General features: G+C 72.0%; 16 protein-coding genes. 7 read left to right on the top strand and 9 right to left on the bottom strand.

Annotated elements, in window-relative coordinates; all coding sequences use genetic code 11:
• Window positions 1-8: 8 nt before the first annotated feature.
• On the bottom strand, window positions 9-4,499 hold the full coding sequence (locus AB852_RS06540) for a SpaA isopeptide-forming pilin-related protein (RefSeq protein WP_079184331.1): 4,491 nt from the start codon (window positions 4,497-4,499) through the stop codon (window positions 9-11).
• Between the two features lie 181 nt (window positions 4,500-4,680).
• A complete protein-coding gene (locus AB852_RS06545; RefSeq protein ID WP_073784461.1) occupies window positions 4,681-5,892 on the bottom strand; it encodes a pyridoxal phosphate-dependent aminotransferase in 1,212 nt (403 codons plus the stop codon).
• 956 nt (window positions 5,893-6,848) lie between these two features.
• Here AB852_RS06545 and AB852_RS06550 point away from each other — a divergent pair.
• Window positions 6,849-7,493 carry an alpha-ketoglutarate-dependent dioxygenase AlkB gene (locus AB852_RS06550; protein WP_073784463.1) on the top strand — a complete coding sequence of 215 codons (645 nt, stop codon included), beginning with the start codon at window positions 6,849-6,851 and terminating at the stop codon, window positions 7,491-7,493.
• Window positions 7,494-7,515: 22 nt separating this feature from the next.
• On the opposite strand, the gene AB852_RS06555 is transcribed toward AB852_RS06550, so the two are convergent.
• On the bottom strand, window positions 7,516-7,761 hold the full coding sequence (locus tag AB852_RS06555; protein WP_073784465.1) for a hypothetical protein: 246 nt from the start codon (window positions 7,759-7,761) through the stop codon (window positions 7,516-7,518).
• Between the two features lie 141 nt (window positions 7,762-7,902).
• Complete coding sequence (locus AB852_RS06560) at window positions 7,903-8,610, bottom strand: HNH endonuclease family protein (RefSeq protein WP_073784467.1); 708 nt, start codon at window positions 8,608-8,610, stop codon at window positions 7,903-7,905.
• A 344-nt stretch (window positions 8,611-8,954) separates the two neighbouring features.
• On the opposite strand from AB852_RS06560, the gene AB852_RS06565 reads away from it, so the two are divergent.
• Window positions 8,955-10,154 (top strand): esterase/lipase family protein, encoded by a 1,200-nt coding sequence (locus AB852_RS06565; RefSeq protein WP_073784469.1) that lies wholly within the window; start codon window positions 8,955-8,957, stop codon window positions 10,152-10,154.
• Between the two features lie 55 nt (window positions 10,155-10,209).
• Here AB852_RS06565 and AB852_RS06570 read toward each other — a convergent pair whose 3' ends face one another.
• From AB852_RS06570 to AB852_RS06585, 4 genes are all read right to left on the bottom strand, one after another.
• Entirely contained in the window at window positions 10,210-10,866 is a 657-nt protein-coding gene (locus AB852_RS06570) for a maleylpyruvate isomerase N-terminal domain-containing protein (RefSeq protein WP_073784471.1), read from the bottom strand.
• Between the two features lie 135 nt (window positions 10,867-11,001).
• Entirely contained in the window at window positions 11,002-11,403 is a 402-nt protein-coding gene (locus AB852_RS06575; RefSeq protein WP_073784473.1) for a hypothetical protein, read from the bottom strand.
• Window positions 11,404-11,459: 56 nt separating this feature from the next.
• Window positions 11,460-13,088: an N-acyl-D-amino-acid deacylase family protein gene (locus AB852_RS06580; RefSeq protein WP_073784475.1), complete on the bottom strand. Its 1,629-nt coding sequence runs from the start codon at window positions 13,086-13,088 to the stop codon at window positions 11,460-11,462.
• 49 nt (window positions 13,089-13,137) lie between these two features.
• On the bottom strand, window positions 13,138-14,436 hold the full coding sequence (locus tag AB852_RS06585; protein ID WP_073784477.1) for an alanine racemase: 1,299 nt from the start codon (window positions 14,434-14,436) through the stop codon (window positions 13,138-13,140).
• Window positions 14,437-14,747: 311 nt separating this feature from the next.
• On the opposite strand from AB852_RS06585, the gene AB852_RS06590 reads away from it, so the two are divergent.
• From AB852_RS06590 to AB852_RS06610, 5 genes are all read left to right on the top strand, one after another.
• Window positions 14,748-15,770: a sugar kinase gene (locus tag AB852_RS06590; protein WP_245876680.1), complete on the top strand. Its 1,023-nt coding sequence runs from the start codon at window positions 14,748-14,750 to the stop codon at window positions 15,768-15,770.
• Window positions 15,767-16,573, top strand: coding sequence for an IclR family transcriptional regulator (locus AB852_RS06595; RefSeq protein WP_245876625.1), 807 nt, complete (start codon window positions 15,767-15,769; stop codon window positions 16,571-16,573). Before AB852_RS06590 ends, AB852_RS06595 begins: the two co-directional genes overlap by 4 nt.
• Window positions 16,570-16,986 (top strand): RidA family protein, encoded by a 417-nt coding sequence (locus AB852_RS06600; RefSeq protein ID WP_073784480.1) that lies wholly within the window; start codon window positions 16,570-16,572, stop codon window positions 16,984-16,986. The genes AB852_RS06595 and AB852_RS06600 overlap by 4 nt, the downstream gene beginning before the upstream one ends.
• Before the next feature lie 291 nt (window positions 16,987-17,277).
• A complete protein-coding gene (locus AB852_RS06605) occupies window positions 17,278-18,783 on the top strand; it encodes a GntP family permease (protein WP_073784482.1) in 1,506 nt (501 codons plus the stop codon).
• 113 nt (window positions 18,784-18,896) lie between these two features.
• Window positions 18,897-19,649, top strand: a complete 753-nt coding sequence (locus AB852_RS06610; RefSeq protein ID WP_073784484.1) for a hypothetical protein — start codon at window positions 18,897-18,899, stop codon at window positions 19,647-19,649.
• A gap of 107 nt (window positions 19,650-19,756) precedes the next feature.
• Here AB852_RS06610 and AB852_RS06615 read toward each other — a convergent pair whose 3' ends face one another.
• Window positions 19,757-21,097 carry a M14 family metallopeptidase gene (locus tag AB852_RS06615; RefSeq protein ID WP_107499134.1) on the bottom strand — a complete coding sequence of 447 codons (1,341 nt, stop codon included), beginning with the start codon at window positions 21,095-21,097 and terminating at the stop codon, window positions 19,757-19,759.
• Window positions 21,098-21,160 lie beyond the last annotated feature (63 nt).

Below are 21,160 nucleotides of genomic sequence, written 5' to 3' on the forward strand. Positions count from 1 at the left end.
CGGGTGGGTTACTTGCCCTTGCCGGGCTCCCCGCGCTTGTTGGCGATCTTGACCGTCACGGTCTCACCCGCGTCCTCGGGGGTGATGACGATCGGGCCGCGGACCGGGTTGTCGGGCAGGACGTAGCCCTCGGGCACGTCCGTCTCGCGTACGTAGTACGTCCCCGTCGGCAGTTCGTCGAAGACGCACAGTCCCGCGCGGTCCGTGGCGCAGCCGGGACCGGTACGGGTGTCGGGCGGGGTGGAGCCGGCGGGCCGGGTCTGGAGGCCCGGGACGCCGTTGGTCTCCTCCCACAGTTCGAAGACCGCGCCCGCGAGGGGGCGGCCGTTCTTCGCGTCGGTCTTCTCGACCTTGATGACGCTCTCCTCGGCCGGGGTGCGGCTGTTGCCGGCGGTGACCGTGACGCCCTGTCCGGCGTTCTCCGGCGTGAGGTTCAGCGGGCCGAAGACCGGGTCGGAGGGGAGGTCGTACCCGTCGGGCGCCTGGGTCTCGCGCCAGTAGTACGTACCCGTCTCGACGGTGCGGGTGCACTGGCCGTTCGCCCCGGTGGTGCAGGAGCCGCCGACCTGGGTGTCGGGGTTGCCGCCGGTGGTCTGGAGACCGGCGATGCCGTTGGTCTCCTCCCACAGCTGGAACACGGCACCCGGGAGGTTCGCCCCGGTGTCCGAGTCCTTCTTCACGACCGTGACCGCGCCGGTGGCCGGACCGGTCGGGGTGTTGTTCGCCGTGACCGTGACGCCCTGCTCCGCGTCCTCCGGCATGATGACGAGGGGACCGAAGACCGGGTTGGCCGGGAGGTCGTAGCCGGTGGGCGCCTGGGTCTCGCGCCAGTAGTAGGTGCCGACCTCGACGGTGCGGGTGCACCGGCCGCTGGCCGGGGTGGTGCAGGACGCACCTACCTGAGTGTCGGGGTCGGCGCCGGAGGTCTGGAGACCGGGGACGCCGTTGGTCTCCTCCCACAGCTGGAACACGGCTCCGGCGAGGTTCGCCCCGGTGTTCGCGTCCTTCTTGACGACCGTGACATCACCGGTGACCGGAGCGGTCGGGGTGTTGTCCGCCGTGACGGTGATGCCGTCCTCGACGTTGTCCTCGGTCAGGTGCAGCGGGCCGAGGACCGGGTCGGCGGGGAGGTCGTACCCGGCGGGCGCCTGGGTCTCGCGCCAGTAGTACGTACCCGTCTCGACCGTGCGGGAGCAGCGGCCGTCGGCGCCGGTGGTGCAGGAGACGCCGATCTGGGTGTCAGGGACACCACCGGTGGCCTGGAGACCCTCCTGGCCGTTGGTCTCCTCCCACAGCTCGAACACCGCTCCGGCGAGGTTCGCGCCCGTCACGGAGTCCTTCTTGACGACCGTGACCGCGCCCGTGACCGGGGCCGTCGGTGTGTTGTTCGCGGTGACGGTGACGCCGGTCGGGGCGTTGGCCGCGGTCAGGACGAGCGGTCCGAAGACCGGGTTGGCGGGGAGGTCGTACCCGGGAGGCGCCTGGGTCTCGCGCCAGTAGTACGTCCCGATCTCGACGGTGCGGGTGCACTGGCCGCTGGCCGGGGTGGTGCAGGGGCTGCCGATCTGGGTGTCGATGTCGCTGCCGGTGGTCTGGAGGCCGGGGACGCCGTTGGTCTCCTCCCACAGCTGGAACACGGCTCCGGCGAGGTTCACGCCGGTGGCCGCGTTCTTCTTGACGACGGTGACCGCGCCCATGACCGGGGCCGTTCCGCTGTTGTTCGCGGTGACGGTCACGCCTTCCGCGGCGTTCTCCGGTGTGAGGTTCAGCGGGCCGAAGACCGGGTTGGAGGGCAGTTCGTAGCCGGTGGGCGCCTGGGTCTCGCGCCAGTAGTAGGCGCCGGTCTCGACGGTGCGGGTGCACTCGCCGTCCGCGCCGGTGGTGCAGGGGGCGCCGACCTGGATGTCGGGGTTGCCGCCGGTGGTCTGGAGGCCGGGCGTGCCGTTGGTCTCCTGCCACAGTTCGAAGACGGCTCCGGCGAGGTTGGCGCCGGTGTCCGCGTCCTTCTTGACGACCGTGACCTCACCGGTGACGGGGGCGATGGTGGAGTTGTTGGCGTTGACGGTGACGCCGGTCGGGGCGTTGGCCTCGGTCAGGACGAGCGGGCCGAAGACGGGGTTGGCCGGGAGGTCGTAGCCGTCGGGGGCGCGGGTCTCGCGCCAGTAGTAGGTGCCGAGGTCGACGGTGCGGGTGCACTGGCCGTTGGCGGGGGTGGTGCAGGGGCTGCCGACCTGGGTGTCGGGGTCGGTGCCGGAGGTCTGGAGGCCGGGGATGCCGTTGGTCTCCTCCCACAGCTGGAACACCGCGCCCGCGAGGGGTGCCTGGGTGGTGGAGTCCTGCTTGACGACGGTGACCGCGCCGGTGACCGGGGCGGTCGGGCTGTTGTTCGCGGTGACGGTGACACCCTGTTCGGCGTTCTCGTCGGTCAGCGCCAGCGGCCCGAACACCGGGTTGGTCGGCAGTTCGTAGCCGGGCGGTGCCTGGATCTCGCGCCAGTAGTACGTGCCGGTCTCGACGTCGCGGGTGCACTCGCCGTTCGCGCCCGTGGTGCAGGACGCGCCCACCTGGACATCGGGGTTGCCGCCGGTGGTCTGGAGACCGGCGATGCCGTTGGTCTCCTGCCACAGCTGGAACACGGCACCCGCGAGGTTCGCGCCGGTGTCCGAGTCCTTCTTCACCACCGTGACCGCACCCGTGACCGGGGCTGTCGCCGTGTTGTTCGCGGTGACGGTCACGCCGGTCGGGGCGTTCTGGTCGGTGAGCACCAGCGGCCCGAAGACCGGGTTGCCGGGCAGGTCGTACCCGGCGGGTGCCTGGGTCTCGCGCCAGTAGTACGTACCCGCCTCGACGGTCCGGCTGCACCGGCCGTCGGCCGGGGTGACGCAGGAGTTGCCGATCTGGGTGTCGGGGTCACCGCCCGTGGTCTGGAGACCGGGGACGCCGTTGGTCTCCTCCCACAGCTGGAACGTCGCACCCGCGAGCGGGGCCTGGGTCACGGAGTCCTGCTTGAGGACCGACACCGTGCCCGTGACCGGGATACGGGTGTCCTGGGCGGTGATGCTCACCCCGTCCGGCAGATCACCGGCGCCCAGGGTCAGCGGGCCGAAGACCGGGTTCGCCGGGAGGTCGTACCCCGGTGGTGCCTGCGTCTCACGCCAGTAGTACGTCCCGAGGTCGACGGTGCGGGTGCACTCGCCGTTGGCGTCGGTGGTGCAGGTGGCGCCCACCTGGGTGTCGGGGTCGGCGCCGGTGGTCTGGAGACCGGTCTGGCCGTTGGTCTCCTGCCACAGCTCGAACACGGCGCCGGGCAGGTTGTCACCCGTCGCCGCGTCCTCCTTGACGACCTTCACCGGCCCCTGTACGGGGGCCACGGTGCAGTCGGGGAGGTTCGTCGCGTTGAACGGGTAGGCGTGGAACTCCTGACCGCCACCGCCGCCCGGCGGGCTGGTGTGGGTGATGGTGCCGGTGCTGAAGAAGCGGCCGTTGACACCCGGCAGGGTGACCGTCGCCTGCGACGCCTGGTTGCCGATCAGCACACTGCCCTGGAACTGGCCGGTACCGGCCAGGTTCACGGTGGTGGCGTCCGGGAAGTTCCACAGCAGCCGCGAGCGCAGCTGGTTGAGCGGGTCCGTGTCGAACGGGCTGCCGCTGTAGGTGCTCAGCGTGCGGGTGGTGCCCAGCACGTTGACCAGCACGGTCGCGTTCGCGGGGATGTTCTGGAAGACCAGCCCCTGCTGGCCGCCGCTCGCCGTCGTCATGTCGAAGTCGACGTTGAAGATCTGGAGCGCGGAGGTGTTGTCGCCGGTGAAGACGGTCTGACCGCCCTGGTTCACCGCCGTGCCCGTCGCGGGCCGGGTCCCCTGGTCGTCACGCGCGTAGCACTGGCTCGCGGTCGTGAGCTCACCGCGCAGCGCGGTGTAGGGGGCGGCGGCGTTCGGGTCCTGGACCACGGTCCCGGTGATCGTGCCGGTCGCGGTGCCCGCGTGCCGGACCACTCCGCCGTCGGCGAGGAGCCGTTCCCCGGCGGCCACGGTGACGTCGCCGCCCGTGGTGAGGAAGTCGGCCCCGTCGGACGGCGGCACCCGGGAGCCCACACCGACGATGCCGATGTTGTAGATGGCGCTGGCGCCGGCCACCTTGTCCTGGTCGAAGTCGCCGAGGACGACGACCCGCCCCTCGGCCTCGGCGGCCCGTTCCCGGACCCGGAAGTCCCCGCCCGCGAAGACGTTGATCGCGTTGTCCCGGCCCATGATCGGACCGTTGCTGATCGGCGGGAACGGGTCGGGACAGTCGCCCGGCACACAGGGGCCGAGGCCCCCGGGCAGGGGCGCGGCGACGGCCGGGGCGGCGGCGGTGCCGAACGCGATCAGCGGTGCGGACGCGGCGGCCACGACATAGGCGGTGGCCAGGGTCCACGCGCGTCTGCGTGTGGACCGCGGGGCTGCCGGTCGCGGCCGGGCGGGGCCGCGTCCCGGCAACCGGGAAAGGAGTGGTCTCATACCCGCCGTTGTCGCACGCGCGCGGGAGACCGACCGGGCGGGACACTCGGCCCTGCCCGTTTGCCGTACGGCGAATCACCCGTGTGCTGCCTCGGATGCCCGCCGGGACGGTTTGCGCTCCGGTTCCCGGCCGGGGTCCGGGGCCGGTGCGGGACCTGCGTCAGGAGCGGTACCGGATCTGTCAGGGCTGGCTGTAGCCGTCCAGGAAGTTGCCGATCCGGGTGACGGCCTCGGTGAGCTGGGCGACCGTGGGCAGGGTGACCACCCGGAAGTGATCGGGTTCCGGCCAGTTGAAGCCCGTGCCCTGGACGACCATGATCTTCTCGCGGCGAAGCAGATCGAGGACCATCCGCCGGTCGTCCTTGATCTTGAACACCTTGGGGTCCAGCCGCGGGAACAGGTACAGCGCGCCCTTGGGCTTCACACAGCTCACCCCGGGGATCCGGGTCAGCAGCTCGTACGCGGTGTCCCGCTGTTCCTTCAGCCGCCCGCCGGGCAGCACCAGGTCGTCGATCGTCTGGCGTCCGCCGAGGGCCGCGACGACCCCGTGCTGACCGGGCATGTTCGCGCACAGCCGCATGTTCGCCAGTATCGTCAGCCCCTCGATGTACGAGTCGGCGTGCGCGCGGGGGCCGGAGATGGCCATCCAGCCGACCCGGTACCCGGCGACCCGGTACGCCTTCGACATCCCGTTGAACGTGAGGGTCAGCAGGTCCGGGGCGATCGCGGCGGTCGCGGTGTGGGTGGCGCCGTCATAGAGGATCTTGTCGTAGATCTCGTCCGAGCAGACCAGGAGGTTGTGGCGGCGGGCGATGTCGGTCAGCCCGCGCAGCATCTCGTCGTCGTAGACGGCCCCGGTCGGATTGTTCGGGTTGATGATCACGATCGCCTTGGTGCGGTCGGTGACCTTCCGCTCGATGTCGGCGAGGTCCGGCATCCAGTCGGACTGCTCGTCGCAGCGGTAGTGGACGGCGGTGCCGCCGGACAGCGACACGGCGGCGGTCCACAGGGGGTAGTCCGGCGCGGGGACGAGGACCTCGTCGCCGTTGTCCAGCAGGCCCTGCATCGCCATCACGATCAGCTCGGAGACACCGTTGCCGACGAAGACGTGCTCGACGTCCGTCTCGATGCCGAGGGTCTGATTGTGCATGACGACCGCGCGGCGGGCGGCGAGGAGGCCCTTGGCGTCGCCGTAGCCGTGGGCGTCGCCCAGATTGCGGAGGATGTCCTCCAGGATCTCCGGGGGGCAGTCGAAACCGAACGCCGCGGGATTGCCCGTGTTGAGCTTGAGGATGCGGTGGCCCGCTGCTTCCAGCCGCATCGCCTCTTCGAGGACCGGGCCCCGGATCTCGTAACAGACATTGGCGAGCTTCGTCGACTGAATCACCTGCATGCGGGTCACCTTACGGTGAGGTCGCGAGGTGGGGGCTGTGTTTTGCAGCACGGGGCGCCTTCGCTTGCGCTTCTGAGGTCTGTCCGGTTGGGCGTACTTCGTTCCTGTGCGGTCGTTCGTGGGGTGCGCAGTTCCCCGCGGGTCGCCTTCGCTTGCGCTTCCTAGGTTCGTCCGGCTGGACGCCCTTGTTCCTGTGCGGGTCGGACGGGGGTGCGCAGTTCCCCGCGCCCCTGGGTACTCGGTGCTGGCGTACTTGTTGCCTGTGCCGTCGCTCGGTGGTTTTGCGCAGTTCCCCGCGCCCCTGGGTCTGTCCGGCTGGGCCCCATTGTTCCTGTGCCGTCGCTCGTGGGTTTTGCGCCGTTCCCCGCGCCCCTTTGGGGGCGCCTCAGCCGCCTGGGGTTGCTTTTCACCCTTCTCCTCGTGCAGGCGCACGGCTGCGGGAGGGGGTGGGCGGGAATCTCTGCTCGCAGACTCCGATGCTTCAGTGGGGTCACCTTCCCGGACCTACCGAGCGTGTCGGATCGAGGACGGAGAATCCCGACCGGCACCGACCCGAAGAACCGGCAGGGGCGCCCCAAAGGGGCGCGGGGAACTGCGCAAAAGACGAGGGCGGACCCGCACTCGAAGAGCGACGGACAGGGGCAGCATCCAGGGGCGCGGGGAACTGCGCACCCCGCGAGCGACGGCACAGGGACGAAGTGGGCCCAGCCGGACAGACCTGGGGAGCGCGAGCGAAGGCGACCTGCGGGGAACTGCGCAAAAGACGAGGGCGGACCCGCACCCGAAGAGCGACGGACAGGGGCAGCATCCAGGGGCGCGGGGAACTGCGCACCCCCGTCCGACCCGCACAGGGACAAGTGCGCCCAGTCGGACGGACCTGGGAAGCGCGAGCGAAGGCGACCCGCGGGGCGGAGGGAATCGATCGGGTGTTCGAGTGGGTGGGGTAGGGTGGGGATATGTCCCATTCACTGCAAGGTTCCCTCTTCGGCCAGGTCGGGGAAGACCCCCGCGGGGACGGCGCGACGCTCGGGGACCTGGGCGGGGCCCGCCGGGTGGTGCTCGGCGCCGGCGCCTGGGTGGACGTGCTCCCCGGGTGGCTGCACGGCGCCGACGAGCTGTTCGAGCGGCTCGCGTCCGACGTCCCCTGGCGCGCCGAGCGCAGGGAGATGTACGAGCGGACGGTGGACGTGCCCCGGCTGCTGTGCCACTACGTGGAGGGCCGGGAGCTGCCCCACCCCGCGCTGGACGAAGCGCGCACCGCGCTGAACGCCCACTACGCCCCGGAGCTGGGCGAACCCTTCGTCACGGCGGGCCTGTGCTACTACCGCGACGGCCGCGACAGCGTCGCCTGGCACGGCGACCGCATCGGCCGCGGGGCCCGCGAGGACACGATGGTCGCCATCGTGTCCGTCGGCGCGCCCCGCGATCTGCTGCTGCGCCCCCGTGGCGGCGGCCCCGCCACGCGGTACGCCCTCGGCCACGGCGACCTGATCGTGATGGGCGGCTCCTGCCAGCGGACCTGGGAGCACGCCGTACCGAAGAGCGCGAGGGCGACCGGGCCCCGGATCAGCGTGCAGTTCCGTCCGCGCGGGGTGCGCTGAGGCCCGACCGCGCGGGCCGGGGTCAGCCGACCGTCGAGGTCTCGCTGCCGAAGATCGCCGCGTGCTCCAGTACGTCCTCCGCCGGGTCGTCGATCTCGCCGATCGAGACCAGGGTGACGTGGTGGCCGTTGTGCGAGTCGATATGCGTCTCGTCGTCGGCCGTCGCCGTACCCGTGGGGAGGGTCGAGGCGAGGGCCACCGCGCCCAGAGCGGTCAGTGTCAGCCGCGCCCGGGTCCGGGACTTCGTGGTCTTCCTGGTGTCGCTCATCGACTCGCCTGCTTCGTCGTCGGGATGCCGTTCGTCATCTCGTCTATCCGGCGGGCGGGCCGGGGGTCACGCGGTGATCCGTCCGGCGCGGCATATGCCCGGATGGTCGACCCCGCGTGGGCGACCTCTCGTACGTATGCGCTAGGCGGGGGCGGGGGTGTAGATCACCACGGTCTGTTCGCAGGCGTTGTCGGCGAAGAGCTTCAGCGCCTCCAGTTCGTCCTTGTCGACGCTCAGGTTCCAGCGGTGCTTGGTGGACACCCATTCGCCGATGTACCGGCAGTACTTGTCGCCCGCGAGCGGCAGCCAGTCGGCCACGTCCCGCGCGGCCTTCTCGCGGACCGTCCGGGCGGTCACCACGGTCAGCGTCGTGGGGACGCCCTGGTCGTTCGCGTACGCCTCGCGGCGCGCGGACGTCCACGAGGACGCGCCCGATCCCCAGGCCTCCGCGAGCGGGACGACATGGTCCACGACGAGTCCGTCCGTGCCGTTCACGGTCTGGTTGTCGTAGTACGAGACCCACTTGCCGCCCTTGATCGCGCAGCGGGCGCCCACGGTCGGCGCCTCCACGGCCTCCGCGATCAGGACCTCCCTACGGGTGTCGCAGCCGTCCGTCCGGTCCGTACCGGCGTTCCAGTGGCGGAACTTGTCGGGGGTGTACCCGGCCCGCCGCTCGTCCTCGGTGAGCAGCGTCGAGAGGGCGTCCTCCAGTTGGGCGATCACGGTGCCGCGGGCGGCGGTGGGTGCGGGGGCCGCCGTGGCCGGGAGGGCGGGGGTGAGGGCCAGGGCCAGTCCGAGGGACAGCGCGGGGGCCAGCGTGGTGCGGGCCGGGCGCGGAAGCTTGGTCATGAACCCTGGGATAGCGGATGAAGTCGCCTCCGAACCGGCCGAACGGTGATCAACTCACCCGTAGGGGTGGAGATTTGCGGTGCGGGGCCCGGCGTGGGGCGTCCGGGGAGGCGGGCCCGTGGCGTCGCGCGCCCCCGCGCATGACCGGCTCACGCGGGCGCATGGGTGGGGCGTGTGGACGGACGTGCGCCGGTTGTGGTTTTTGCTGGCTCTTGCCGGTTTTCAGCCAAACTCACTCGGTGTCGTTGATCCACACCCGTACGTGTTCGAGGACCGCTACGTTCGGTCCGGGCTGCCACCCGTGACACCACGTCAGTGCACCGGCGACACATCGGAGGACCCGTATGACCAGCGAGGACATCCCCCAGCAGGACTGGAGCCTGTTCGGCGTCGAGAACCCGCCCGCGCCCCCGGCGGAGCCGGACCACATCGTGTGGGACTTCCCGGGCGGCGAGGCCCATGTCCACCTCGCGCCCGGTCCGCGCGTCCTGCGCCGCCCGGTGATCGTCTCCGACGGCTTCAACGCCGGTCCCAGCAACTTCGCCGCGCTCTACGACGCCCTGGAGCGCGCCGACTTCCCGTTCGTCACCGAACTCCACAACCGTGGCTACGACTTGATCCTCCTCGGCTACGAGGACCGGGCCGCGTCGATCCTCGACAACGCGCGCGTCGCCACCGAGTGCGTCTTCCGGGCGATCTCCGAGCGCCAGGGCAACGCCCGGCTCGCTGTCGGCGGCTTCAGCATGGGCGGGCTCATCACCCGCTACGCGCTGGCCAAGCTGGAGACGCAGCGGATGGACCACCAGACGGAGCTCTACTTCAGCTTCGACAGCCCGCACCGGGGCGCGTCCATCCCCATCGCGCTCCAGGCCCTCGCCCACTTCCTGAAGCCCACCGCGCCGAAGCTGAGCGCCCAGATCAACAGCCCGGCCGCCCGGCAGCTCCTGTGGCGGCACATCGAGACCGTGCGGGCCGAACCGGTCGAGGACCCGCTGCGCACCGAGTTCCTGGAGGCGCTGAAGCGGGTCGGCGGATGGCCCATGGTGCCCCGCAAGATCGGTATCGCCAACGGCCGCGGCGACGGCACCGGGATCGGCGTACCGGCGGGTGAACCCGCGCTGGAGTGCACCAAGGGCGGTTTCCGGCCCACCACCCTGCGTACCCAGAGCCCGGACAACCGGGTCGTCCTCGCCCATCTCAAGGACTACGTGCGCGAGATCGACGTCCGGCACCGGGGCCTGGCCGCCGCCGACGGCGCCCCCGGCGGCACCCTCGACTCGTACGACATCGCCGCCAAGAACCTCACCAAGCCGCTGCTCGGCATGGCGGCGGTGGCTCACCACCCGGAGGTCTGCTTCGTCCCCTCGGGCAGCGCGGTCGACCTCCGGGACATCGACGACAGCACCCTGTACGAGAACCTCACGGACGCGAACCGTGAGGAGAGCGGTCTGGACGAGATCGTCTTCTCGAACGAGAACACCCGCCACTCCCGGGTGACCGAACAGCTCGGCACCTGGCTCCTGGACCGGCTGCCCCGCCACTAGTCACCGTGACCCGCGCTCCCGTAGCCATCGGGGGGCGCGGGCTTCCCGTACCGGGCTACGCGCGGACCGTGCCGTCCCAGCGCCAGGTGGCCGGCCGGGGGCGGCCGTCGAGTTCGGCGCGGCCGGTGGCCCACAGCAGGGTGGTCCAGGGGTCCGTGGCCGCCGGGGCGTCCGGGAACAGCCGGGCGAGCACCCGCGCGCACAGATCGGCGGGCGGGTTCCAGTCGAGCCCGATCCCCTGGGCCAGGTCATGTGTGTGCACCAGGGTCTCCACGACGCCCATCGCCGCGAAGCCCGCCGCGTCCGAGACGCCGAACACGTGGTAGGCGCGCACCTCGGGGGCCGTCGTACGCACCATGGCGACCAGCAGCGCGCCGCTGGCCTCCAGCACCTGGAGCAGCCCGGCGGGTCCCGCCTTCCGGTCGGCCCGGACGGTGACCTCCGGACCGCCGGGCCGCCGGCTCTCCCAGACGAAGGGCACCTCGGTGTCCAGGGGCGGTTTCCTCGGCCCCAGTTGCACGGCGTAGGCGAAGAGGTCGTCACTCAGATGCTCGACGGTCTCCCAGCAGTCCCACTCCAGCGAACCCGCCTTGCCGTCCCACGCGGCCGGCGGCGCCTTACGGAGGACGGCGAGCGCGAGCCGCACGGCGAGATCGAGATCGTCCGCGCCGACGGGGGACGGGGCGGGGTGGGATGCGGCTGATCGGGACATGGCAGGACCGTATCCCGTGATGCCTGGGTCCCGCCCGCCCATTGATCACGGGCAGCGCGGCTCCGCGACGCCGACGGTCACCGCACCGGCCCTCGCGCACGGCCGTACGGGATCGGTAGGACCGGTTCGCGTGGGTCACTCCCAGACGACGGACCAGACGTAGGTGCCCTCCGGGGCCTTCGGGACGTCGCGGTAGGCGTCGACCAGGCCGAGGAACACGTCCGCCTCGAAGCCGTCCACCCACTGCGCGCACGCGGCCTCGTCCGCCGGGGTGCAGACGGCTATCGCCTGGGCGGTGAGGGTGCTGGTCTCCACCGAACCGGGGTGCAGCTGGACCCGCACCCAAAGGACATCCTCGCGGCGCTCGATCTCCCGCAGCCTGGCGGTCAGTTCGGCGAGCGGCGGGCGTCCGTGGCCCCACTGCTGGGGGGCCACGCACTCCTCGTCGGTGTTGCCGTCGAAGAACTCGTCCAGGGTGAGCAGGGGCATCTGGCCGTTCACGCCCGAGCGCCGGATGACCTCGGTTGCTGTGATCATGGGACGGGATGGTGCCATGCGCGACCGGTTCGCGGGAGGGGCAAATGGCCCCGGAGTCACGGCCGGTAGGCGGCGCCCCGGACGGTGCGGCCCGCGATCACGTCGGTGCGGAGACCGTCGCGCATCACGAACCTGCCGTCGATCAGGACGTACGGGATACCGGTCGGGTACACCCGGGGGTCGTCGTACGTGGAGCCCGCGGCGACGGTGTCCGCGTCGAACAGGACGAGGTCGGCGCGGTAGCCCTCGCGGACCAGGCCCCGGTCCGCGAGCCGCAGCCGGGCCGCCGGGCGGGACGTGAGGTGGGCGACGCACTCCGCCAGCGACAGCACGCCCTCGTCGCGGACGTACTTGCCGAGGTACTCGGGGAAGGTGCCGTACGCGCGGGGGTGGGGCTTGGCGCCCTGGAGGATGCCGTCGGAGCCGCCGGTGTGGACGGGGTGGCGCATGATCGTACGGACGTTCTCCTCATGGCCGACGTGCTGGAGGATCGTCGCGCCGAGGCGGTCGTCGAGCAGGAGCCGGCGGGCGGTCGTCCAGGGGGTCTCGCCGTTCGCGCGGGCGGTCTCCAGGACGGTGCGGCCCACGTAGGGGGTGTTGGCGTCGTCGGTGACGCCGGAGATCTCGATGGTCTCCCACTCCATGGGGACACCGTGGCAGCCGTCGGAGCCGATCTCCTCCAGATGGTGGCGGATGCGTTCGGCGGTGTCGTCGTCGCGCAGCCGGGCGAGGGTCGCGTCGGGGCCGCCCTCGCTGGCCCAGCTCGGCAGGACGGCCACGAGGGTCGTGCAGCCGGGGGTGTACGGGTAGGTGTCGAGGGAGATGTCCGCGCCGTCGGCGAGCGCCCGGTCCAGGAGTTCCAGCAGGTCGGGGGCCTTGCCCTTGTTCACACCGAAGTTCATGGTGGCGTGCGCGAGGTGCAGCGGGCAGCCCGCCTCACGGGTGAGGGCGACCATCTCCTCGTACGCGGCGAGGGCGCCCGCGCCGTAGCTGCGGTGGTGCGGGCAGTAGTAGCCGCCGTGGGCGGCGACGGTCCGGCACAGCTCGGTGAGCTCGGCGTCCTTGGCGTACATGCCGGGGGTGTAGGTCAGACCGGAGGACATGCCGACCGCGCCCGCGTGCATCGCCTCGGTGATCTCGGCGCGCATCAGGTCCAGTTCGGCGGCGGTGGGGTCGCGGTCGTCCCAGCCGAGGGCGAGCATCCGCAGGGTGCCCTGCGGGATCAGATAGGCGGCGTTGACCGCGATGCCCGTACCGCCGTGCGGGTCGGTGTGGGCGCGGTCGAGGCGGTCGAGGTACTCGCGGACCGTGCGCCAGTCGAAGTCGATGTCGTCGCCGCTGCCGTTCCAGCCCGCGATGGCCCGGCGGATCGTGGGCAGGGTCGTGTCGGTGACGGGGGCGTAGGAGATGCCGTCCTGGCCGATGACCTCCAGGGTGACGCCCTGGGCCGCCTTCGCGGTGTGCTCGGGGTCGCGCAGCAGGGCCAGATCGGTATGGGCGTGCATGTCGATGAAGCCGGGGGCGAGGGTCAGCCCGTCCGCGTCGAGGGACTCACCGGTGGTGGCCGGGGGCGGTCCGTCGCGGTGGATCTGCGCGATCCGGCCGTCCCTGACCGTCACGTGCGCGGGGTATCCGGCGGCGCCGGAGCCGTCGACCACCTGGGCGTTTGCGATCACCAGGTCCATGGGGGTTCCTCTCGGGTCGGGGACGGGCAGGCTGTCGGGGTCGGCCGGGTCAGAAGTACGTGCGGATGTAGTCCGTGACCGTGCCGTCCGCCTCGACGAGGGGGATCAGCTGCCACTTGTCGAAGGACGTGCAGGGGTGCGAGAGGCCGAGCGAGATCCAGTCGCCCACCCGCAGATCCGCGTCCCCGGTGGTGGACACCCAGCCGTGCTGGTCCGACAGGGACGTGACGCGCACCCCGGTCGCCGGACGCTCCACCCCGTCGCGGCGCACGGTCTGCGCCACGGGCAGATCGAGGTCGTACGCGGCGTCCCGCTTGCCCGCGTTGGTGAACGCCTGCTCGGGGGAGGGGCGGGACACCACCTGCGTCCACAGCCGGAACGCCGGGTGCAGGGCGCCCTCCTCGGGGACCCGGTTGAACGGGGTGAGGTGCTTGTAGTGGCCGTCGTCATGGGAGACGTACGCCCCCGAGCGCAGCAGCTTGAGCGTGGGCGCGGAGAGTTCCGGGAGCTCGGCGAAGACATCGGCGACCGCGTCGAACCAGGCGCTGCCGCCCGCGCTCACCACGATCTCGGGCACTCCGGCGAAGCGGCCCGCCGCGTCGAAGGCGACGGCCAGCGCGGTCAGGCGGCGCAGCCAGGCGCGGACCCGCTCGGGGTCGGCGTCCGGGACCTCGCCCTCGTAGCCCGCGACCCCGACCAGCCGCAGGGTGTCCGTGGCGGCGACGGCGTCCGCGATCGCCGCGCACTCGGCCTCGGTGCGGGCTCCGGTGCGGGCGCCCTCGCCCGCGCCCAGCTCCACGACGACGTCCAGCGGGCGGGCGCAGCCGCGCAGCGCCTCGTCCATGAGGCGGACCGCGTCGACGGAGTCGGCGTAGCAGACGAAGGTGAAGTCCGGGTCGGCGGCGAGCTCGGCGGCCAGCCAGGCCAGGGCGGCGGCGTCGACCAGCTCGTTGGCGAGGAAGATCCGCCGTACCCCGAAGGCGCGGGCCACCCGTACCTGGTGCGGGACGGCGAGGGTGACGCCCCACGCGCCGCGCTCGATCTGCCGGGCGAAGAGCTGGGGGGCCATCGAGGTCTTGCCGTGCGGGGCGAACGCGAGACCGTGGCGCGCGGCGTACGACTCCATCAGCGCGAGATTGTGCTCCAGTCGCTCGGCGGAGAGGGCGAGGACGGGGGTGGTGAAACCGCCGGTGAAGAGGTTGCGCCGCTGGGCGGTGAGCTCCCCGACGGTCAGCCCGTCGGCGTCCGGGGGGAGCGCCTTGAAGCGGTGGTCGACACGTTCGCCGCGGAGCGCGGCGACGGCGGGGTGGGGTGTCGTGGTCTGCGCGGCGTCGTCGGCGGCGGCCATGAGGTCTCCCGGGGTCGGGGCGAGGGTGCCAGGGGTCTGCGGCGTCCAGTCTGCACATTGCGACATGTGCAACGCTCATTGCGTATGTCGCAGACAGGTGTCTAACATCCGAGCCGACGCCCGGTCAACGGAGCCGGACACCCCACGGCCGGCCGACGACCGGCCGACGACCAGCGAGGAGCCCCACCGTCGTGACCGCACCCGGAGCCGAGACGCCCCGAGCCACCACCGAGCCCGCCGCCCCCGGGACCGGCACCCCGGTACGGCACGACGACGGCGGGCGGCCCGAGGTCGTCACCCTCGGGGAGTCGATGGTCACCTTCCTCCCCACGGTCCCCGGACCGCTCGCGGACGTACCCGCCTTCGAACGCGGCATCGGCGGCGCCGAGTCCAATCTCGCCTGCACCCTCGCCCGCGCCGGTCACCGCGTCCGCTGGATCAGCCGGGTCGGCGAGGACGGCTTCGGCACCCACCTCGTACGCGCCATCGCCGCCTGCGGCGTCGACACCGGCGGGGTGCGCCACGACGACCGCAGGCCCACCGGGATCTACTTCCGCACCGCCGGGGAACGCGCCGTCCGCAAGGACGAACGCGCCGCCGCCGAGGCCGCCCCGCTCGCCGAGGTCGTCTACTACCGCGCCGGATCGGCCGCCTCCGCGATGTCCCCCGCCACCATGGACGTCCCGGCCCTCCTCGCCGGGCGGATCCTCCATGTCTCCGGGATCACCGCCGCCCTCTCCGCCGGCTGCCTCGCCCTGCTGCGCGAGGTCACCGCGCCCCGCCCCGGACGCCCCCTCGTCTCCTTCGACGTCAACTACCGGGTCAGCCTGTGGCCGGACGCCGCCGAGGCCGGGGACGTGCTCCGCGTCCTCGCCGACGCCAGCGACCTCGTCTTCGTCGGCGAGGACGAGGCCGCCGTCGCCTGGGGCGTCACCGGCGGACCCGAGGCCATCCGCGCCGCCCTGCCGAAACCCGCGCTCGTCGTCGTCAAACAGGGCGCCCACGGAGCCGTCGCGCTCGGCGCCGACGGCTCCCGCGACTTCGTGCCCGCCCTCACCGTCGACGTGGTCGCCCCCGTCGGCGCGGGCGACGCCTTCGCCGCCGGATTCCTCTCCGCCACCCTGCGCGCGCTGCCCGTCCGCGACCGGCTCCGCCACGGACATCTGATGGCCGCCGCCGCCCTCACCGTCCCCGGCGACCTCGCCGTCCCCCCGTCCCGCGAGCGCGCCGACCGGCTCGCGGCACTCGACGACACCGCGTGGGGCACACTGCGACTCGGCCCCGGCTGGACCGACGCCGACCCCAGGGCCCAGGAGGAGGTACCCACCAGATGAGCCAGACCGTCGACCGCGCGCTGTCGATCCTGCCGCTGCTCGCCGAAGGACCCGCCGATCTCGGCAAGGTCGCGAACCGGCTGGGCGTCCACAAGTCCACCGCGCTGCGGCTGCTGCGCACCCTCCACGAGCACGGGCTCGTCTACCGGCAGTCCGACCAGCGCTACCGGCTCGGCGCCCGGCTGTTTGCGCTCGCCCAGGAAGCCGTCGAGAACCTCGACGTACGCGAGATCGCCCACCCCCACCTCGTCGCCCTCAACGAGAAGATCGGCCACACGGTCCATCTCGCCGTCCACGAGGAGAACGAGGTCCTCTACATCGACAAGGTCGAGAGCCGCTACCCGGTACGGATGTACTCGCGCATCGGCAAACCCGTCGCGCTCACCGTCGCCGCCGTCGCCAAACTCCTGCTCTCCGACCTCCCCGAGAACGAGCGGCGCGCCATCGCCGAGAAGCTCGACTACCCCATGTACACGGCCCGTTCGACCCCGAGCGCCGCCGCCTTCCTCCGGGAACTGGCGGCCGTCCGCGAACAGGGCTGGGCCACCGACCTCGGTGGCCACGAGGAGTCCATCAACTGCGTCGGCGCGCCCGTCCGGGGCGCCGACGGACGGGTCGTCGCCGCGATGTCGGTGTCCGCGCCGAACGTCGTCGTCACCGCCGACGAACTCCTCACCCTCCTTCCCCTGGTGCGGCGCACCGCCGACGCCATCAGCCGCGAGTACTCCGGCAACCCGGCCGCCTCCGGCCCCGCCGGTGCCCACGGCACATCCCGAACGACCCCGACCAAGGAACACCCATGACCGACACGCAGAAGACCGCACTCGTCCCCGCCACCCACACCACGCCGCCCGCGAAGTTCTCGCACGGCGTCCGCAAGGGCAACATCCTCCAGGTCGCCGGACAGGTCGGCTTCCTGCCCGCCGTCGAGGGCCGGCCCCCGACGCCCGCCGGCCCGGGTCTCAAGGAGCAGACGCTCCAGACCTTCGCCAACGTCAAGGCGATCCTGGAGGAGGGCGGCGCCTCCTGGGACGACGTGATGATGATCCGCGTCTACCTCACCGACGTCGACCACTTCGCCGAGATGAACGGCATCTACAACGCGTACTTCGAGGAGCAGGGCCTGACCCAGCCCCCCGCCGCCCGCACCACCGTCTACGTCGGCCTGCCCAAGGGCCTGCTGATCGAGATCGACGCCCTGGCCGTCCTCGGCTAGAGCCGTCCCCCTCCGGCGGGCCCCAGGGCCCGCCGGACCCGGTCACCGGGCCGCCGACGGCCCGGACCCCCGCATCGGCTCCCGCCGGTCCTCCTCGGTACCGCAGCGGCCCTGCCCGTACCGAGCCCCAGCACCGCGTACCGCACCACGACCGGTGCGGCGCCCCGCACGGCGCCGTACCGCGATCCGCCCTGCCCGCAGCGCCGGCGGAGGCGTCCGGCAGCCCCCTGTGCACGGGGCGCACGGCGTCGTACGGCCCACCGGCGCGCCACGGAACCACGAGGACCCCTCATGCACCTCCTCGCCCACCGTCCTCCCACCCTCACCCTCGCCGCCGGAGGCGACCCCGCCGCCCCCGAGACCCCCACCACCGGACTGCTGGCGCTGATACCCGGCACCGCCGGACTCCTCACCGTCGCCGCCCTCGGCATCGTGCTGCTGCTGTTCCTGATCATCAAGGTCAGGCTCCAGCCGTTCGTGGCGCTGCTCGCGGTCTCCATAGCCGTCGGCCTGTCCGCCGGGCTCTCCGTCACCCAGCTCTTCGGCACCGTCCAGAAGTCCGACGCCGTCTCCCTCATCGAGTCCGGGATGGGCGGCACCCTCGGCCATGTCGCCATCATCATCGGCCTGGGCACCATGCTCGGCGCCATCCTGGAGGTCTCCGGCGGCGCGGAGGTGCTCGCCTCCCGGCTGCTCGGCCTCTTCGGCGAGAAGCGCGCACCGCTCGCGATGGGCCTCACCGGCGTCATCTTCGGTATCCCCGTCTTCTTCGACGTCGGCATCTTCGTCCTCGCCCCGATCGTCTACGCGGCGGCCAAGCGCGGCGGCAAATCGATCCTGCTGTACTGCATGCCGCTGCTCGCCGGTCTCTCGATGACCCACGCCTTCCTGCCGCCGCACCCCGGCCCCGTCGCCGCCGCCGGACTCCTGCGCGTCGACCTCGGCTGGGTGATCCTGATGGGCGTCGTCGTCGGTGTACCGGCCGTCATCGCCGCCTGGGTCTACGCCGCGTGGATCGGCAAGCGGCTCTTCGTCCCCGTCCCGCAGGACATGGTCGAGGCCGCCGAGGAGTCACGGGCCGCGCTCGCCGCCGAACAGCGCGCGTCGGGGACCGTGCCCCGGGAGGAGCCCGTCCCGCTCGCCACGGTGCTCTTCATCATCGGCACCCCGCTGGTCCTCATCCTGCTGGCGACGTTCTCGTCGATCGCCTTCGACCCGTCCACGACCCGCTCGGTCGTCGAGTTCTTCGGACACCCCTTCGTCGCCCTCACCCTCGCGCTGCTGCTCGCGTACTGGCTGCTCGGGGTCCGGCGCGGCTGGTCCCGCAAGTCGCTGGAGACGGTCTCCACGTCGTCCCTGAAGCCCGTCGGCAACATCCTGCTGGTGGTCGGCGCGGGCGGGGTCTTCGGAGCCGTCCTCAAGGGCAGCGGGGTCGCCCAGGCGCTCTCGGACACGTTCAACGACCTCGGGCTGCCCGTGATCGTGCTCGCGTATCTGATCTCGCTGGTGCTGCGGGTCGCGCAGGGCTCGGCGACCGTGGCGATCGTGACGACCGCCGGGATCGTCTGGCCGCTGATCGAGGCCGGGGACCACTCGCAGCCGTTCGTCGCGCTCGTCATCATGGCGATCTCGGCGGGCTCGATCTTCGCCTCCCACGTCAACGACGGCGGGTTCTGGATCGTGGCCAAGTACTTCGGCATCTCCGAGCGCGACACGCTGAAGTCGTGGACCGTTCTGGAGTCGGTGCTCTCCGTGGCCGGCTTCGCCGTCGCCGCCACGCTCAGCCTCTTCGTCTAGGGCTGTCGTTCCCGCCCGGAAAGGCCGTACAAACGGTCCTTTCCGGGCGGGAACGACACGATCGGGCACCCCGCCCATGCACGTCACAGGAATCTCGGCCATACTGCGGTGCCGTGGAGCAGCCCATAGGCAAGAACCCCCCGCTCGTCGACGCCGCAGCCATCGACCCGGCGCACGTCCCCGGCCTCGCGACCCCGGTCGCGCTCACCAAACCGGGGGCGGTGGGCCGCCCTGACGGAGACGGGCGCAAGGAACCCCGGGACGAGCCGCGGGCCGTCCCCGGGGACGTGACCGACGACGACACCCCGGACGACCGCCCGGACGCCGTCCCCAAGGACACGGCCGGTACGGACGACACGGACGACCCTGACGGCACCGACGACGCCGACGGCCCGGAGGAGTCCGGGACGGCCGAGGTCCCCGACGGTCCGGTGTTCGAGGTGTCGGACCGGCGCGGCTCGATCCTCGTGGACGGGACCGGTGTCTCGTTCACCCTCGACGACCAGGCCGCCGAATGGACCTGGGACGAGATCGGCGCGGTCGAGTACACGACGACCCGCTTCAGCCGCCGACTGACGGTATACGTCCACACCCCGGACCGCCGCTGGTACCCCAACGAGATCCAGGCGCCCGCGCGCGGCGTTCTCACGGAGTGGACCGAGCGGCTGGACGCGGCACTCGACGCGTGGTTCGAGGACGAGGAACCGCCGGCGGCCGGGACATCGGACGAGGCGAAGGACAGGTCCGCCGGTGCGACCGCCGTCGCCGTGGTGAAGGCGGTGGAACGGGCCGGGGGCGGAAAGGCCGCCGGTGGCAAGGCTGTCGGCAGCGAGCCCGGCGGCGATTCCGGGTCGTCCGGGAGCTGAGACGGGTACGGCCTGAGACGGGTACGGCCTGAGACGGGTACGGCCCCGGATCACGTACGCGGACGCGGGCGTGATCCGGGGCCGTACCCCGTCATGTCCTCACGCCGTCACGCCGTGCAGTACTGCGCCTCCTTGCCGATCGTCCGGTACACGCAGTCCGACTGCTCCAGCAGCTGGAGCACCGCGTCCCGGTTGCGGCTGGTCTCGCGTTCGATGACCTCGTCGGGCGGATAGAAGCCGCCGCCGCCCGCCGAGCCCGGGTACATCTCGAAGGTGTAGCCGAAGATCTTCTGGCTGCCCCACAGCCAGTCGTCGATCGAGCCGTCGGTGATGTACAGATCGCTCGACTGCTCGGGCGTGTAGCCGTTGCTCGTGGCCATCCGGCGGCCCAGCGCGGCGAACGCGTCCCGGTCGTCCTGGGTCATCCCCGCCGCCGTGTCGCTGTACGTGTAGCCGTAGGGCCACAGCACCAGCTGGCTGTACGTGTGGAAGTCGATGCCCGTCCTGATCTGCTGACGGCCGCCGACGACCCGGCCCCGGACGAAGTCCGCGACGACCTTCACCTCGGGCGCCGACTCCGGTGCGGTGCCCCGGTAGGTGTCCGAGGCCGCCGAGCCGGAGGAGCCGCCGCAGCAGCCCCAGCGGTGGTTCCAGTTGCGGTTGAGGTCGGTGCCGACGGCCGACGAACCGGTGTTGGGCTGGCGGTTCTTGCGCCAGCTGCGGTACGCGCCGGAGGCGATGTCGTACTCGCCGCCGTCCGGGTTGAGGTCCGGGACCAGCCAGATCTCGCGGGAGTTGACGGCGTTGGTGATCCGGGCGTCGGAGCCGTAACCCGCGCCCAGCTCACGCAGCAGGTAGAGGGCCATCTCGACGGTGAGGTGCTCCCGCGCGTGCTGGTGGAAGGTGAGCAGTACCTCGGGCTCGTTCTCGTCCACCGCCGCGTTGTCGCTGACCTTGATCGCGACGATGTCCCGGCCCTGGTGCGACTTCCCGATCACACGCTTGGTCATCAGGGACGGGTACGCGTTCAGCCGCTGGCCGATCTCCGCGGTCATCTCGGCGTAGTTGTGGTATCGGGAGTCGGCGGGCGGGAAGTCCAGCGCCCGGACCGGCCCTTCGCCGGAGCGGTCGGGGGTGGCGCCGACCCGGGTGGGTGCGTACCCGAGGGCGCGCAGGGCCCGCAGTTCCCTCGCGCGGGCGGAGACGACGACCGTGTGGTCGCCCGCCTCGTCGATGGTGGCGCCGGTCCGGGACATGGCCGTCCGGTCGGCGGCGGTGAGATGGCCCTGGATCTCGTACTGGAGGGGCTGTTCCTGGGCGGCGGGTGCCACGGGCGGGGGTGTGCGCCCCGTGTCGGCCGTGGCGGTGAGGGGGACGGCGAGGGCTGCGGTGAGCAGGGCGGCGAGCACCGTGGTTCTGGCGCGGCGGCCGCCTGGGCCTGGTCGCATCGGACCTCCTGGGTGGGGGGTGGTCGGACACATGGTGAAGGGCTGTCATGGCACGGTCAAGAG

Origin of the sequence: Streptomyces uncialis (assembly GCF_001905345.1) — a bacterium.
Taxonomy (GTDB): domain Bacteria; phylum Actinomycetota; class Actinomycetes; order Streptomycetales; family Streptomycetaceae; genus Streptomyces; species Streptomyces uncialis.